General features: G+C 28.6%; 13 protein-coding genes and 1 other RNA gene. 5 read left to right on the top strand and 9 right to left on the bottom strand.

All coding sequences use genetic code 11. The features are described 5' to 3' along the window. Positions 1 to 53: 53 nt before the first annotated feature. Complete coding sequence (locus tag ACN5J5_RS12820; RefSeq protein WP_418645287.1) at positions 54 to 575, bottom strand: DUF4199 domain-containing protein; 522 nt, start codon at positions 573 to 575, stop codon at positions 54 to 56. Positions 576 to 738: 163 nt separating this feature from the next. On the opposite strand from ACN5J5_RS12820, the gene ffs reads away from it, so the two are divergent. Further along, positions 739 to 837, top strand: an RNA gene (gene ffs / locus ACN5J5_RS12815) — signal recognition particle sRNA small type. Between the two features lie 22 nt (positions 838 to 859). Here ffs and ACN5J5_RS12810 read toward each other — a convergent pair. Beyond that, complete coding sequence (locus ACN5J5_RS12810) at positions 860 to 1,783, bottom strand: tyrosine recombinase (RefSeq protein ID WP_418645286.1); 924 nt, start codon at positions 1,781 to 1,783, stop codon at positions 860 to 862. 91 nt (positions 1,784 to 1,874) lie between these two features. Between ACN5J5_RS12810 and ACN5J5_RS12805 the strand changes: the two genes are divergently transcribed. Together ACN5J5_RS12805 and aroQ are read left to right on the top strand one after the other, a co-directional pair. Next, the gene (locus tag ACN5J5_RS12805; RefSeq protein WP_418645285.1) at positions 1,875 to 2,465 is read left to right on the top strand and encodes a porin family protein; all 591 of its coding nucleotides are present in this window, start codon (positions 1,875 to 1,877) and stop codon (positions 2,463 to 2,465) included. 97 nt (positions 2,466 to 2,562) lie between these two features. After that, positions 2,563 to 2,979, top strand: a complete 417-nt coding sequence (aroQ, locus tag ACN5J5_RS12800; RefSeq protein WP_418645284.1) for a type II 3-dehydroquinate dehydratase — start codon at positions 2,563 to 2,565, stop codon at positions 2,977 to 2,979. On the opposite strand, the gene ACN5J5_RS12795 is transcribed toward aroQ, so the two are convergent. Beyond that, on the bottom strand, positions 2,956 to 4,140 hold the full coding sequence (locus tag ACN5J5_RS12795) for a DUF4105 domain-containing protein (protein ID WP_418645283.1): 1,185 nt from the start codon (positions 4,138 to 4,140) through the stop codon (positions 2,956 to 2,958). The genes aroQ and ACN5J5_RS12795 overlap by 24 nt on opposite strands. 43 nt (positions 4,141 to 4,183) lie before the next feature. Beyond that, positions 4,184 to 5,161, bottom strand: coding sequence for a YheT family hydrolase (locus tag ACN5J5_RS12790; protein WP_418645282.1), 978 nt, complete (start codon positions 5,159 to 5,161; stop codon positions 4,184 to 4,186). Positions 5,162 to 5,262: 101 nt separating this feature from the next. Between ACN5J5_RS12790 and ACN5J5_RS12785 the strand changes: the two genes are divergently transcribed. Next, positions 5,263 to 5,997, top strand: coding sequence for a CDP-alcohol phosphatidyltransferase family protein (locus tag ACN5J5_RS12785; RefSeq protein ID WP_418645281.1), 735 nt, complete (start codon positions 5,263 to 5,265; stop codon positions 5,995 to 5,997). A gap of 72 nt (positions 5,998 to 6,069) precedes the next feature. Here the strand turns inward: ACN5J5_RS12785 and ACN5J5_RS12780 are convergent, their stop codons facing one another. Next, positions 6,070 to 7,881: a DEAD/DEAH box helicase gene (locus ACN5J5_RS12780; protein ID WP_418645280.1), complete on the bottom strand. Its 1,812-nt coding sequence runs from the start codon at positions 7,879 to 7,881 to the stop codon at positions 6,070 to 6,072. Between the two features lie 182 nt (positions 7,882 to 8,063). Next, positions 8,064 to 9,407, bottom strand: coding sequence for a TlpA family protein disulfide reductase (locus ACN5J5_RS12775; protein ID WP_418645279.1), 1,344 nt, complete (start codon positions 9,405 to 9,407; stop codon positions 8,064 to 8,066). 183 nt (positions 9,408 to 9,590) lie between these two features. On the opposite strand from ACN5J5_RS12775, the gene ACN5J5_RS12770 reads away from it, so the two are divergent. After that, positions 9,591 to 11,210: an ABC-F family ATP-binding cassette domain-containing protein gene (locus ACN5J5_RS12770; protein ID WP_418645278.1), complete on the top strand. Its 1,620-nt coding sequence runs from the start codon at positions 9,591 to 9,593 to the stop codon at positions 11,208 to 11,210. A 63-nt stretch (positions 11,211 to 11,273) separates the two neighbouring features. Here the strand turns inward: ACN5J5_RS12770 and ACN5J5_RS12765 are convergent, their stop codons facing one another. From ACN5J5_RS12765 to ACN5J5_RS12755, 3 genes are all read right to left on the bottom strand, one after another. Beyond that, a complete protein-coding gene (locus ACN5J5_RS12765) occupies positions 11,274 to 13,388 on the bottom strand; it encodes a M1 family metallopeptidase (protein WP_418645277.1) in 2,115 nt (704 codons plus the stop codon). 66 nt (positions 13,389 to 13,454) lie between these two features. After that, positions 13,455 to 13,946: a DUF6702 family protein gene (locus tag ACN5J5_RS12760; protein WP_418645276.1), complete on the bottom strand. Its 492-nt coding sequence runs from the start codon at positions 13,944 to 13,946 to the stop codon at positions 13,455 to 13,457. A 32-nt stretch (positions 13,947 to 13,978) separates the two neighbouring features. Continuing rightward, a complete protein-coding gene (locus tag ACN5J5_RS12755; RefSeq protein WP_418645275.1) occupies positions 13,979 to 14,782 on the bottom strand; it encodes a carboxypeptidase-like regulatory domain-containing protein in 804 nt (267 codons plus the stop codon). Positions 14,783 to 14,857 lie beyond the last annotated feature (75 nt).

Below are 14,857 nucleotides of genomic sequence, written 5' to 3'. Positions count from 1 at the left end.
AAAGTTACAAAGTCTTTCGTAAACTTTATAATTTTACCTTTTAAAAGAGTTTTTTAATATTGGTCTTCTTCTGTTTTTTTCATGATTGCACCTGCAATAAGTGAAGTAATTCCTCCTAAAAATAAATTCATAATTAAAACACCACCAAAAAGTGATAAATAAAAGTATTTTCTAGTTGTTTCAGCACTCATTTGTATTTGTTCATCTGTCATACCAAAACTATCAGCCCAAACGGTTTTTTGCATATCTATAGTGTTTTCCATAAAATTAGGCTCAATTACCATTGAAAAAAGAACATAGTAAATTATGATTATTAAAGTACCAATAAAAGTTACTCCTAATCCAACTTTTAAAGCTTTTCCAAAAGATATAAAACCGTTATTTTCTTTCTTAAAAGTCTTTATGCCTAAAATAATAAATGCAATTAAAACAATCATTCCTGAAATTCCAGAATACATTTCTTGTTCATATTGCATTCCTGATGCATATTTTAAAAGAGAGATTAGAACAGAAGCTCCACCTAAATATGAACCATAGGTTAAAATTGTATTTTTACTGTTTGCTTGATTTTCCATTGTGTAAATTTAGTTAGTTTAACAAATATATTATTTTGATAACGAATCTTACTTATAAAAAAAAGATTCTTAACAATAGGTTAGTATTCAAATAGTTAAAAATGTTACAAAAAAAACTGCTTTTTTTTGGTTGTTTTTTTCAAAAAAGGCTGTAAATTTGCAACGGCAAGTTCTACACAACTAGCTCCCTTTGAATCCCCCAGGGTGGGAACACAGCAAGGGTATTAGGTTGTAGCAGTGTGATGTAGGTAGCTTGCCATTTTTTGTACCCGCTATTTTCGTTTTTACGCTTCCTTATTTTTTAAATTCATAGCACTTCTTGGGTGATGTAATTCAACTACTTCTTTTAAGAAACTAGTATCTAAATGCACATAAATTTCGGTAGTAGTAATACTTTCATGCCCTAATAATTGCTGAATTACACGTAAATCGGCACCATGTTTTAATAAATAAGTTGCAAAAGAATGGCGTAAAGTATGTGGACCAATACTTTTTTTAAGGTTGATTTTAATTGCAAGATTTTTTAAAATAATAAAAATCATTTGTCGTGTTAATCGTTTTCCGCGCCTGTTTAAAAAAACAGTGTCTTCATCTTCTTTTTTCGGAGTTATTTTTGATCGTATATCTTTAATATAAAAAGTTAATTGATGAATGGTCGTAATATGAATAGGTACAAAACGATATTTATTTCCTTTTCCTAAAATACGAATGTAGCCGTCATCAAAAAATAAATCAGATAATTGTAGGTTTATTAATTCACTAACACGCAAACCACAACTAAATATAGTTTCGATAATTGTTTTGTTTCGTTCTCCTTGCGGATGACTTAAATCGATAGCGGCAATTAAATCGTCAACTTCTTCTTTTTCTAAAGTATCGGGTAGTTTTCGAGTAATATTCGGACTTTCAATTAAATCGGTTGGATTGTCTTCTCGGTAATCTTCAAAAATTAAATAATCAAAAAAACTTCGTAATCCAGAAATTAATCGAGCTTGACTTCTTGGGTTTATTTTTTTACTTACTTCATAAATAAATTGTTGAATAATTTTAGAAGTTACATATACAGGTGGATGCTTTTCTTTTAAGTTTTCAATAAACAACACAAGTTTTTTAATGTCTCTTTGATAACTATCAATAGAGTTTTTAGAAAGACCTCTTTCTATTTTTAAATAATTGATGTAATCAGATGTTGCTTGTTGCCAGTTCATTAAAAATAAATTGTATTATTCTTTATAATTAATAAAATTTTAAAAGAAAATAATATTAATTTTGTCTAACAAATTTAAAATTTTAAAAATTATGAAAAAAGTATTATTATCAATTGCTATGGTTGCTGTAGGTTTTACAGTTAACGCACAAGAAGTGACTTTTGGAGCAAAAGCAGGTTTAAACATTGCAAATGTATCAGGAGACAATGTAGAAAACAATGATGCAAGAACTTCATTTCACGTTGGAGGAGTTGCGGAAATTGAAATTTCTGATAAATTTTCTATCCAACCAGAACTTTTGTATTCAGAACAAGGGTTTAAAGTTGAGTCTGAACAAATGGGTTTTAATGTTGAAGAAACTTTAAAGTTAAGTTATTTAAACATACCAGTTATAGCTAAATATTATGTAGCTGAAGGTTTTAGTTTAGAAGCAGGGCCTCAAATAGGTTTTTTGATGTCAGCTAAAGCTAAAGTAGAAGCGGCAGGACAATCAGCAGAAGAAGATGTTAAAGATGATTTAAAAAGTATAGATTTTGGTTTAAATTTTGGTGCTGGTTATAAATTAGATAACGGTTTAAATTTTAGCGCTAGGTATAACTTAGGTTTGTCTAATATTTCTGAAGATGATGATAATGAAGTGAAAAACGGAGTATTCCAAATATCTGTAGGATATTCGTTTTAAGTTTTTATTAAAAATAAAAGAAAAAGGGAAGCTATTTAGCTTCCTTTTTTTATAGATAAAACTTAAAAGCCTATTTTTACTTTATAAAATAGAGATAATGAAAAAATTAATGATTATAAACGGTCCTAATTTAAACTTGTTAGGTAAACGTGAACCTGAAATTTATGGAAATAAATCTTTTATTGATGTTTTTAATGAATTAAAAGAAAAATATAATTCTATTGAGTTACATTATTTTCAATCTAATATTGAAGGTGAAATTATTGATAAATTACACGAAGTAGGTTTTAATTATGATGGTATTGTTTTAAATGCGGCTGCTTACACACATACTTCTGTTGGTATTGGAGATGCGGTAAAAGGTATTGAAACTCCGGTTGTAGAAGTACATATATCTAACGTGCATTCTCGCGAAGATTTTCGTCATGTAAGCTATATTGCACCCAATGCTAAAGGCGTAATTACTGGTTTTGGTTTACAAAGTTATGAATTAGCGATTCAGAGTTTTTTGTAAAAATAAATAACGAATAGCTAATAAAATAAATAACGGGATTAAAGTAAACGAAAATAATTGAATTTTCGTGACCCAAATTATAGGAGTAATTATTAATAAAACTAATAAAACAGTAACATAATTTTTAATCCATATTGGTGTTTTTTGCTTTAATAAAATAAAGGCAACTATTAAATTAGGGAAAAATGCCCATAAAAAATTAAAATTATTGGGTGCTGTTGAGTGATTGGTAAAAAACCACAAGTAAATAATTAACAAACCGAATATTCCTGTGGTAAAAAACAAACTAAAATCTAACCATTTTGTTCTTTTTTGCTTTTTATAATCCTTATAAGTGATAAATATTCCGATTAAAGAAAGTATAAGAAGAGTTAAAAACGGACTTACAACATCACTTTTAGATTCTTTTTCTTTAAATTCTAACAACACATTAGTTTTTAAAACCAAGTTACTTTCTTTTCCTTCTTTTAAAACTTTTGAAGTATTTAATGCTTTAAAAACATAATCTGGCAAGTATAAATATTCATTTGCAGTAGCTATTTTGTCTAATTTACTTCCTAAAGCAACATTTATACCTAAACTTCCCCAAGTGTTTTGATGAATTTCGTTGTTCATTAATTGCCTTAGTGATTTGTTTTCTAAAATAAAATCATCTTTTAAAATTAACTGATCAGCAATTATTTTTTTAATAATATCACGAGGTTTTGTGGCGCAATTGTCAAAAAAAGGATCGTACAAATAACCTGCATTTTTAGGAAGTGCATTTGTTTCTAAAAATTGAAAAAACTGATTTTTTTGATTTTGAGATAAATTTAAAATTTGCTCTTTAACCCAGCGTTTATCTTTTTGAGCACTTTTTAAAGCTAAGTAAAAAGGATATTTAGCTAGCTTATATTTCATAAAACCTTTTGTGAAATCAGCATAAAAAGTTGGATTATCGAAATCGAAAATTCCGTAATTATAAATTAAATCGAACTGCAAAATAGGGTCTTTTATACGAATAGCTGTATGCCCAAATTTTTCGTATAAAACCTCACCAGGACCAGATGTAATGATACTTACTTGTGCTGTTTCAGATAATTTTTTTGTGGTAGCTATTTGTGCAAAAATTATGTTAGCAAAAAAAAGAGCTAGCAAAAAAGTAAGGTGTTTTTTTATCATAATTAAAACCTGAAAAAAATATTAAGTAATACAAATATCTTAATTAAGATTTAATTCCGATGTTTTCTTGTATAAATCGTGCAATATTTTTTTCTACCCATCTACTTTCTTCCTCATTAAATGAGCCGATAAAACCAACATGACCTCCGTAATTTGGTGTAAGTAAGTGAAATAATTTATTATTTTCTGCCTCTTTATAAGGATAACAAGCTGCTGATAAAAAACTATCATCAAGAGCGTTAATAAGTAATGATGGTACTTTTATGTTTTTAATAAAAGGCTTAGCGCTTGCTTTTTTCCAATAATCTTCAGAGCTTTTAAAACCAAAAACAGGAACTGTATATTGTTTTTCTAAATGTCGAAATTTTGTTGCTTTGAATAATAATTCTTTATTTAATTTAAAATCAGGAAATTTTTCAGCCTTTTCAAGCATTTTAAGTTTTATCGACTTTAAAAATTCATTTAAATAAATTTTATTTTTCAGTTTTAATAATTCTGCCTGCGCGGAGGTTAAATCAATAGGTACCGAAATAGCAATTCCACCTTTAACTTCTGTAGGAATATCATCGTATTCTCCTAAATATTTTAAAGTTAAATTACCGCCAAGACTAAAGCCAACAATAATAATATTATCGTAATTATAAGTAGCGGTAAAGTGTTTAATAATAAAATTTACATCGTCAGTTTTTCCGCTGTGATAGGTTTTTAACAGTAAATTATCTTCTCCGCTACAGCTACGTAAATTCATGCAAACAGTATCGAAACCAAGATTATTTAAATGATTTGAAGTCGTAATCATATAGTTTGATTGCGAACTTCCTTCTAAACCATGAATTAATAGCACTAATGTTTTAGAACCAGTAAAAGAAAAATCTAAATCGATAAAATCAGCATCCCAAGTGGTAATTCTTTTACGCTGATAGTTAATCGTATCTTTCATAAACAAAGGACGATACATGGTGTTAAAATGTGCGCTTTTAAAAGGTAAATTCGGGTTGAAATCAGCAGTTAGTATAGGCATTTTGTGAAAATTATAGCAATTATTAACAAATATGATAAAAAAAAAGTAAAATGTAAAACTGATAAAATGATTTCTTATTTTCGCTTTAAATACTAAAAAAAATGAAAAGACATATTCCCAATTTATTAACCTTAGGAAACTTATTATGTGGTACAATAGCTACTATTTTTGCAATTAAAGGAGATTTTGTAGGTGTTGCAATTTTAGTGGTAACAGGAATTGTTTTTGATTTTTTTGATGGATTTTTAGCTCGAATGTTAAAAGTTCAGGGAGAATTAGGTAAGCAATTAGATAGTTTAGCAGACATGGTAACAAGTGGAGTGGTGCCAGGAATTGTTATGTTGCAACTTTTAATAAGTGCTTTAGATGTTGATGCGGCAAGTTATTTTGGAATTGATAAATACGGTGCAACAGGTAGTAATTTACCTTACATTGGATTAATGTTAACTTTAGGAGCTTGTTACAGATTGGCTAATTTTAATATTGATACACGTCAGTCAGATTCGTTTATTGGAGTGCCAACACCAGCGATGACACTGTTTGTAATCTCGTTACCTTTAATATTAGAATTTAGTGGACAGGAATTTTTTGTTGAATTAATAAATAATCAATATTTTTTAATAGTCATAACAGTTTTATTAACTTTTTTAATGAATGCTGAAATTCCTTTGTTTGCGTTAAAGTTTAAAACCTTCGGATTTAAAGAAAACGCGTTAAAATATGTTTTTTTATTACTATCGTTATTATTACTAGTAACGTTAAAATTTGTTGCAGTTCCTTTAATTATAGTTTTATATGTAATGCTTTCGGTAATTAATAACTTAAAGAAAGTATAAAAAATAAATTTTATAAGTCAATAAAAAAGCAGCTCGATTGAGCTGCTTTTTTTATGTTGATTAAATATTTAATTAATCTCTTCTACGTTTTCTACCAAAACCTGCTGAAGGTTTACTGTCGTTACTTCTTCTTGGAGAAGGTCTGCTATCGCTACTTCTTCTTCTAGAGTCACTTTTGTTTCCATCTCTTCCTCTATCATTACCGCCGCTTCTTCTTTTTCCGCTAAAGCCACCGCCACCGTTTCTACGAGGCTTTCTTCCGCCACCGCCACCACGGTTAGATTTTGTAATTTCAATATTTACAGCACGTCCATTAAAATCAGGATCGTTACTAGAAAAAGCATCTAAAGTTTCTTTTTCAAAGTTTTTGTCAATTTCAAAGAAAGAAAAAGTATCTAAAATATCAATAGCTCCGATTTCAATTTTATCAGCAATTTTTTGGTCATTAATTAATCCAATTAATGAAGCAGGATTTAATTTGTCTTTTCTACCTAAATTGATAAAGAAACGAGTCATGTTCTCGTCGTTAGATCTTGCTCTTGAATTATCTCTTGATGATAAATCGTTTAAATCTGCCGATTTGTTATAGTATGTTAAGAAAGAATTGAACTCTAAAGAAACAAATTTTTGTACTAATTCTTCTCTAGTTAACCCTTCTAGTTTTTCGTAAATACTTGGTAAAAATTCTTCAATTTGTTCGTTGTTAACTTCAATATTTTGAACTTTATCAATTAAATGCATTAATTGATTTTGACAAATTTCTTTACCAGTAGGTACTTGTTTTTGAGTAAATTTCTTTTTAATAATTCGCTCAATAGCACGTAATCTACCTTTTTCTTTATTGTTTACTAATACTACCGAAATACCTTTGCTACCAGCTCTACCAGTTCTACCACTACGGTGATTGTAGTTTTCTATTTGGTCTGGTAATTTATGGTTAATAACGTGTGTTAAGTCGTTTACATCAATTCCACGTGCAGCAACATCTGTTGCAACTAAAATTTGGATAGTTTTTTTACGGAATTTCCCCATAACACTATCTCTTTGTGCTTGAGATAAATCACCATGTAAAGCATCGGCGCTATAACCATCTTTAATTAAGTTATTAGCAACTTCTTGCGTTTCTCTACGTGTTCTACAAAAAATAATTGCGTAAATATCAGTATTTACATCTGCAATTCTTTTTAAAGCAGGGTAACGTGTTCTCTCGGTTACTAAATAATATTCGTGACTTACATTATCTGACCCTTGATTTTTTTCTCCTGATGTAATTTCAACAGGATTTGTCATATAATTTCTAGCAATAGCTTCTACCTCTCTAGGAAAAGTTGCCGAAAATAATAATGTTTGTTTCGATTCTGGAGTAGCTTCTAAAACTCTGTCTAGTTCATCTTTAAAGCCCATGTTAAGCATTTCATCAGCTTCATCTAAAACTAGCCACTTTACGTTACCTAATTTTAAAGCTCTACGATTAATTAAATCAACCGTTCTTCCTGGAGTACCTACAACTATTTGAACTCCTCTTTTTAATTTTCTAATTTGCTCATCAATATTCGCTCCACCGTAAACAGTAGCAACTTTTAAGTTTGGTAAGTATTTAGAGAAATCTTCAATATTTTTACCAATCTGAACCGCTAATTCACGAGTAGGAGATAAAATAATTGCTTGAACATTTTTATCAGAATCGTTAATTTGTTCAATAATTGGTAAACTAAATGCTGCTGTTTTACCTGTTCCTGTTTGTGCAAATGCCTTTAAATCATCAGTAGATGAAATAATTTGTGGAATTGCTTTTTCTTGAATTACAGTAGGTTTTTCGTAACCTAAATCTGTTAATGCTTTGTTGATAGGCTCTTTTAAGCCTAGATCTAAAAATGTTGACATATGTGTACGTCTGTGTTCTTTTAGATTCACAGACGCCAGTATCTGTAAACCTGATTCTTAATTAGGACAATAGATTACTTTGCTAATAACCTGGTAGTTAGTAATCTAAATTTTATTTTAAATCGAAAATAAAATCGGGCAAAGATACAATAAATTTAATAAACTAAATTATTTTATTTCGTTTATTGTAATTTGCTTACTTGATGATTAATTTCTTTTGATGATAAACTTGTGTATCCGTTTTTAATAATTCCTTTTTTATCGATTAAAACTACTCGAGGAAATTTACTTGACGAAAATTGACAAACATTACTTTTATTTGGTAAAGTATACTGAAGTTTAATATCAATTTTTTTGGTGTATCTTTTAGAGTCACATAAATTAATAACTACAAAAGTAATATCAGGATTCTTTTTTATAAGGTAATTTGTACGAGATGCAATCCATTCGTCAGAAGCATATTCGTAATCTTTAAATAACACAACAGTATTTTTACCTTTTATAATACTCGATATATTTTTCTTTTTTCCTGTAGCGTTTACTAATTTAAAATCAGGAAACTTATCGCCAGTATTTAATAATTTAAGGTCGTTAATTAAACGTTGTACATTTTTTTTCTGCTCAATATTGGTGTTTAATTTAAAAAATGTAAAAAAAGATTGATTCTTGTTTTCGATATTCGGATTTGCAAAAAAACGACGCACAATTGTGTTGTATAGCAATTTGTTTTTTATTTCTTCAGAAGAAATATTACTATCAATATTTTTTAATAAATCTTCTGTAAAATTAGTAGCATCACTATTTTTAAGATACACATCGTTGTGTAATTTGTTTATTATATATCTATAATAAGGACCAAAGAAAATTAGAGAGTCTTTTTTTGAATTGATATTATCTCGGTATTTAAAATAAGTGCCTCGTAATTTAACGGGCTCTTTTTTTATAACATTATTTATTGCGTATTGTTCTAAATTGGTATAAATAGGATAAAATACAGAGATGTTTAATATTTCTAAAAAATCAGTAGAAATTTCTTCAGCATTATTTTTATACGCATCAATAGCTTGTTGTTTAACTTTATTTATAGAATCTATTTTATGTAAAAAAGAATCCTGATTTAAATAATGGAATTTAGAAATTTTCTTTTCATCAATTTCCGATTGCAAAAAAGCTTCAATCAATAAATTATTTCTTTTAGCACTTTTACCACTAAAAACTAATGACTCATCAAAATTCCAAGTATTTAATCTAAAAAGTAAACTATCTTGAGGTTCTAAATATACATATTGATGCTCTGGCCCGTGACCAAAAATGTACAAACCCTTTTTAAATTTTTTATAAGAACCTAAAAAACTATTGTCTTTGTTTAAGTATATAGTATCGTTAAAATTATAATTATCAGATAAGGTTACATAACTAGCCTTTGGATTGATAATTTTACCACCAAAATAAGTAGCTACTGGTTTGTTAGGTTTGTTACAACCTACCAGTAAAATTAAGAGTAAGGGCACTAAATATTTAGTCATATTTTTGTTATTACCTTTATAAAAGATATCATTTTCAAAAGTAGTTATCTCTGTGTAATTTAGTTGTTAATTCGTTGTTAAAAGAATTAAAAAAGCCAAATGTATGATGTTAAATATTTACGTGCAAATTCTTTTTAAGCGAGTATATTTTATACTTTTGCACACGAATTTAAAAAACTATAAATGTTATCAGTTTCTAATTTATCAGTTCAGTTTGGTAAACGTATTTTGTTTGATGAAGTAAACACTAAGTTTACTCAAGGAAATTGCTACGGAATTATCGGAGCAAATGGAGCAGGGAAATCTACTTTTTTAAAGATTTTATCAGGAAAACAAGAGGCAACTTCAGGTCATGTTCATTTAGAACCAGGAAAAAGAATGTCTGTTTTAACCCAAGATCATTATGCTTTTGATGAATATACAGTTTTAGAAACTGTGTTAATGGGTAATAAAGAATTGCATAAAATTAAATCAGAAATTGATGCTTTATATGCTGATTATACTGATGAAAATGCTGAGAAAATAGGGGAGTTACAGGTTCGTTTTGAAGAAATGGATGGTTGGAATGCCGATTCTTCAGCAGCAACATTACTTTCAAATTTAGGTATAAAAGAAGAAGATCATTACACGTTATTAGCCGATTTAGATTCTAAAAAGAAAGTACGTGTGTTATTAGCACAAGCTTTATTTGGAAATCCTGATGTGTTAATTATGGATGAGCCAACCAATGATTTAGATTTTGAAACTATTGCTTGGTTAGAAAATTTCTTAGCAAATTTTGATAATACCGTAATTGTAGTATCACACGACCGTCACTTTTTAGATGCCGTTTGTACACATATTTCTGATATTGATTTCGCTAAAATTAATCACTTTTCTGGTAACTATACTTTTTGGTACGAATCTAGTCAGTTAGCAGCAAAACAAAGAGCGCAACAGAATAAAAAAGCAGAAGATAAAAAGAAAGAATTAGAAGAGTTTATCCGTCGTTTTTCTGCAAACATGGCAAAATCTAAACAAGCTACTTCTCGTAAGAAGATGATAGATAAGTTAAATGTTGATGAAATTAAACCTTCTTCACGTCGTTATCCAGCAATTATTTTTGATAGAGATAGAGAAGCAGGAGATCAGATTTTAAACATTGAAGGATTATCAAAAAACTTTGAAGGAAGTCCGTTATTTGCAAATATTGATATAAACTTAAATAAAGGAGACAAAGTAGCTATTATTTCAAAAAGTTCGAAAGCTGTATCTACATTTTATCAAATTATTTCAGGTAATGAAACAGCTGATTCTGGAAAATTTAATTGGGGAGTAACTACAACACAATCATATTTACCAGCAGATAATTCAGCATTTTTTCAAAACGGAGAATTAGATTTAGTTGATTGGTTACGCCAGTACGCACAAACAGAAGAGGAGAGAGAAGAAGTATTTTTAAGAGGCTTTTTAGGAAAAATGATTTTTTCTGGAGAAGAAGCTTTAAAGAAAAGTAATGTATTATCTGGAGGAGAAAAGGTACGTTGTATGCTATCTAGAATGATGATGACAAGAGCAAATATTTTAATGTTAGATGAGCCTACAAATCACTTAGATTTAGAGTCTATTCAGTCATTAAACAACTCTTTAATTAATTTTAAAGGAACAGTATTGTTTTCTACGCACGATCATGAATTTGCACAAACAGTAGCAAATAGAATTATAGAAATAACACCAAAAGGAGCAATTGATAAATACGCAACGTTTGATGAATATTTATCGGATCCTAAAGTTAAAGAGTTAAGAGCAAAAATGTATTCTTAATAAACAAGAATATTTTATAAATAAAAAAAGGTCGATAGAATTAATTCTATCGACCTTTTTATTTTAACCTTTAATTTTATTTTTCATTTTATCAAACTTCGTAGTTGTTTTTTTAGGCCAACTGTTGTTTGAGGTATCAACATCGGCAGTTTCTAAATCTGGATCGATGGTAATACTTTGTATTTGTTTTGTTGATGAAAATACTTTGGTAACTTCTTTATCATTATACCTCCAAATTTGTGCAGGATATGTTTTCTTTTCTTTTGTACCATCTTTATAAGTAAACTCAACAATTATTGGCATTACCAATCCACCTGGTTTATTATAAGTGATTTCGTAATGATATTTTTGTTGTTTTTTAGAAAAACCTAAACCAGCTGTTGTATCTTCATTAAAATTAACAGAAGCATCGTTGTTTTTACTTGTGTAGAATTTTTTTACACCTTTTACACCAATATCAGTAACATCTGTTGTGTAAAACCAACCTCTCCAAAACCAATCTAAATCCATTGCAGAAGCATCTTCCATAGATCTAAAGAAATCAGCAGGTGTTGGATGTTTAAATTTCCATCTTTTAGCATAAGTTTTAAAAGCATGATCAAATAATTCTTTACCCATAATGGTTTCTCTTAAAATCCATAAGGCAGTTGCAGGTTTACCGTAAGCATTGTTACCAAAACTGTATACATTATCTCCTTTAGACATAATAGGAGCAATTCTTGATTGATCTCCACTCATGTATCTCACAATATTTTTAGGATATCCTCTTGTAATAGGAAAATCTTTATCGTAATCTAATTCAGCTAACATTTCCATATACGAATTTAAACCTTCATCCATCCATGTCCATTGACGCTCGTCAGAATTTACTATCATCGGAAAAAAGTTATGTCCAACTTCGTGAATTGTAACTTTTATCATTCTGTATTTTGTTCTGTCAGAATAAGTTCCATCAGCATTTGGTCTTCCTGGATTGAAACAAATCTGCGGATATTCCATTCCCATTTGTCCATCAACAGAAATTGCTTTATGATATGGATAATCAAACGTATATCTAGAATATGTTTTTAATGTTTGCGCTACAGCTCTTGTAGAATGATCTCCGTATAACGGATTTGCTTCTTTTGAGTATAAAGATTCTGCCATTACCGTTTTACCGTTAATATTAACCGCCATTGCATCAAAAATAAATTTTCTTGAAGTTGCAAATGCATAATCTCTTACATTGGTCGCTTTAAATTTCCAAGTTTTTGTTTTGTTTGAACGTTTTTGTTCAATTTTTTCAGCTTCTTTTTGCGTTCTGATAATTACAGGATTGTCAAAAGTTTTTCTTGCTTTTTCTATTCGTTGTAATTCTTTTTTAGAAAACACTTCGTTTTTGTTTTGTAACACTCCAGTTGCTCCTAACATATGATCGGCAGGAACGGTAATGTTTACATTAAAATCACCAAATTCTAAAGCAAATTCACTTCTTCCCCAAAACTGATCGTTTTGCCAACCTTCTACATTGTCATACACACACATTCTTGGGTAAAATTGTGCAATTACGTAGTTGTTATTTCCATCTTTAGGAAAATGCTCGTAACCAGATCTACCACCTTGAGTTCTGTGATTATTGATGTTGTACCACCAGTTAATATTAAATTTAAATGTTTTACCCGCAGCCAAAGGTTGTGGTAAATTAATACGCATCATAGTTTGGTTTATGGTGTGCGATAAATTACTGCCATCAGTATTTGTTACACTGGTAATTTTAAATCCACCATCAAAAGACTTTTCAGGAAAAGCTCTATCGTAAAAACGTTTTGGTATTTTTTTTGGTATTTTATTAGGTGAGATATCTGGAGTTTTAGAATCTGCAGCACGCATATTTTGATCTAATTGCACCCATAAATACGTTAATTCATCTTCTGAATTATTGTGATACGTAATTGTTTCATTACCCGTAATACGTTGTTTATCGTCGTTTAAAACGATATCCATGGTATAATCTACTTTTTGTTGTGTGTAGTTTTTACCAGGAGCACCAGAAGCTGTACGCTGGCTGTTTGGAGTTGCTAAAACATCTTTTAGCTGTTTAAACTTATTTTGGTTTGTGTGTCCTTGTTTTGTTTTTTGAGCAAACGTTGATGTTGCCACAAAAAAAACAGCAAGAATAAATAAAATATTTTTCTTCATTTTTAGTGAGTTGTTATTTAATAATTTTTAAAAGTAAGAATATGTAACAAGTTTTGTTAAAGAATGTTAAAATTTTAACAAACCTTTATCATTTTTTTTGTCTAAAAATAAGCTTTTACGTTCTTTTTTTACTGATGCTTTAATTAAGTTTTGTTGTTCGGGAAAGTGTTTTATTAATACATCATTTACTATTTCAATATTTTTAAAACTGATAACATTTTCAACCTCTAAATAAAAATAAACAATATCACCTTCGTATTCTTTACCAATAAAGTTATAGGTAACTTCTTGATTGTTAATTTTAATTTTAAAGTGTTTTTTTAAATAATTAAAAAAAAGTTCATCAACGTTTTTAAGTTCTTTTTGAGTTGTAAGCTGTAAATCTACCTTATAATCTTTATTTATGGCAGTTTCTATGTCATCCATAAAAACATTCATAATCATTTGAACAGCTTTTTGCTCTTCTTTATAAGTTATTTCTGTTAATGAAATGTAGTATTTGTGAACACTAAATGAGAAAAGCGGAAGAATAAAAAATAGTATAATTATTTTTTTCATAATTTTTTAAAACCAATTATTGCGCCAAAGTACTAATTATAATTGGTTGAATTTAGTTTTTTAAAGGCTTCGGATTTATTTTTTAAAAAGAGAATCATATCTATTTCTCCTGAATTGTAAATCTGGTTAAATTTTTCATCCGAAGAACAGAAATAAATAAACCGATAAACATCAGTTTCTTTTATTTTAAATTCTTTTACAATAGGAATAGAATATGTTTTTTTTAGTTTGTCAATTTTAAACTCTAAACTTTCAATAGCTTTAAGTTTTCGTAGTTTTTTTATTCTACCAGAAATACTGTTTAAAATATAATCTAACGAAATTGAATTTGCGAGCCCAAGCATAATAGGCGTACTGCCACCCATTGCTGTGTGTAATTTTCTTTCGGCAGGAGTTAAAATTCGTGATCCAGCAAAAGGTAATTTTAACGTTTTAGCATTGATCTCTTTTTTAGTTTTGATGTTTTTACTATCGGAAGATAAAAAGCCTAATAAATTATTTTTCTTCAAATTTATTTCATCTAATTCGTATGCTATTTTTACTAGTTTAAATGTGTTTTTTATCATTCCGAAATGATTTAATTTTACTGTAATTATTTTAGTTTTATAACCAACGAAAGATATTTGTAGCGAATCATTTTCTTTGGCTAAAATTCTAAATTCACCACTTTCATTTGTAAAAGTTCCTTGTTTTGTCGTAAAATTTATTACGTGTGCATTATAAACTGTTCCTATTTTATCTTTTATAGTAGCGTATAAAAATTTTCTATTTTTTTGACAATAACCCTTTAAAAAAATCATCAAAAAAACAGAAAACAAGAGTAGTTCTTTTCTCATATTTTTTTTGTTTTACAAATAAACCAATTAAAGGTCTTAAAAATGTTTTAAAAGGATGGTAAATTTTTGTTAATT

The organism is Tenacibaculum insulae, from assembly GCF_964512435.1.
GTDB classification, from domain to species: Bacteria; Bacteroidota; Bacteroidia; order Flavobacteriales; family Flavobacteriaceae; genus Polaribacter; species Polaribacter insulae_A.
This window is presented reverse-complemented; position numbering and strand designations above follow the sequence as displayed.

What these genes read in the sequence shown, in the direction of transcription:
- ACN5J5_RS12820 (WP_418645287.1), bottom strand. Translation starts at nt 575, where the DNA reads ATGGAAAATCAAGCAAACAGTAAAAATACAATTTTAACCTATGGTTCA.
- ACN5J5_RS12810 (WP_418645286.1), bottom strand. Translation starts at nt 1,783, where the DNA reads ATGAACTGGCAACAAGCAACATCTGATTACATCAATTATTTAAAAATA.
- ACN5J5_RS12805 (WP_418645285.1), top strand. Translation starts at nt 1,875, where the DNA reads ATGAAAAAAGTATTATTATCAATTGCTATGGTTGCTGTAGGTTTTACA.
- aroQ (WP_418645284.1), top strand. Translation starts at nt 2,563, where the DNA reads ATGAAAAAATTAATGATTATAAACGGTCCTAATTTAAACTTGTTAGGT.
- ACN5J5_RS12795 (WP_418645283.1), bottom strand. Translation starts at nt 4,140, where the DNA reads ATGATAAAAAAACACCTTACTTTTTTGCTAGCTCTTTTTTTTGCTAAC.
- ACN5J5_RS12790 (WP_418645282.1), bottom strand. Translation starts at nt 5,161, where the DNA reads ATGCCTATACTAACTGCTGATTTCAACCCGAATTTACCTTTTAAAAGC.
- ACN5J5_RS12785 (WP_418645281.1), top strand. Translation starts at nt 5,263, where the DNA reads ATGAAAAGACATATTCCCAATTTATTAACCTTAGGAAACTTATTATGT.
- ACN5J5_RS12780 (WP_418645280.1), bottom strand. Translation starts at nt 7,881, where the DNA reads ATGTCAACATTTTTAGATCTAGGCTTAAAAGAGCCTATCAACAAAGCA.
- ACN5J5_RS12775 (WP_418645279.1), bottom strand. Translation starts at nt 9,407, where the DNA reads ATGACTAAATATTTAGTGCCCTTACTCTTAATTTTACTGGTAGGTTGT.
- ACN5J5_RS12770 (WP_418645278.1), top strand. Translation starts at nt 9,591, where the DNA reads ATGTTATCAGTTTCTAATTTATCAGTTCAGTTTGGTAAACGTATTTTG.
- ACN5J5_RS12765 (WP_418645277.1), bottom strand. Translation starts at nt 13,388, where the DNA reads ATGAAGAAAAATATTTTATTTATTCTTGCTGTTTTTTTTGTGGCAACA.
- ACN5J5_RS12760 (WP_418645276.1), bottom strand. Translation starts at nt 13,946, where the DNA reads ATGAAAAAAATAATTATACTATTTTTTATTCTTCCGCTTTTCTCATTT.
- ACN5J5_RS12755 (WP_418645275.1), bottom strand. Translation starts at nt 14,782, where the DNA reads ATGAGAAAAGAACTACTCTTGTTTTCTGTTTTTTTGATGATTTTTTTA.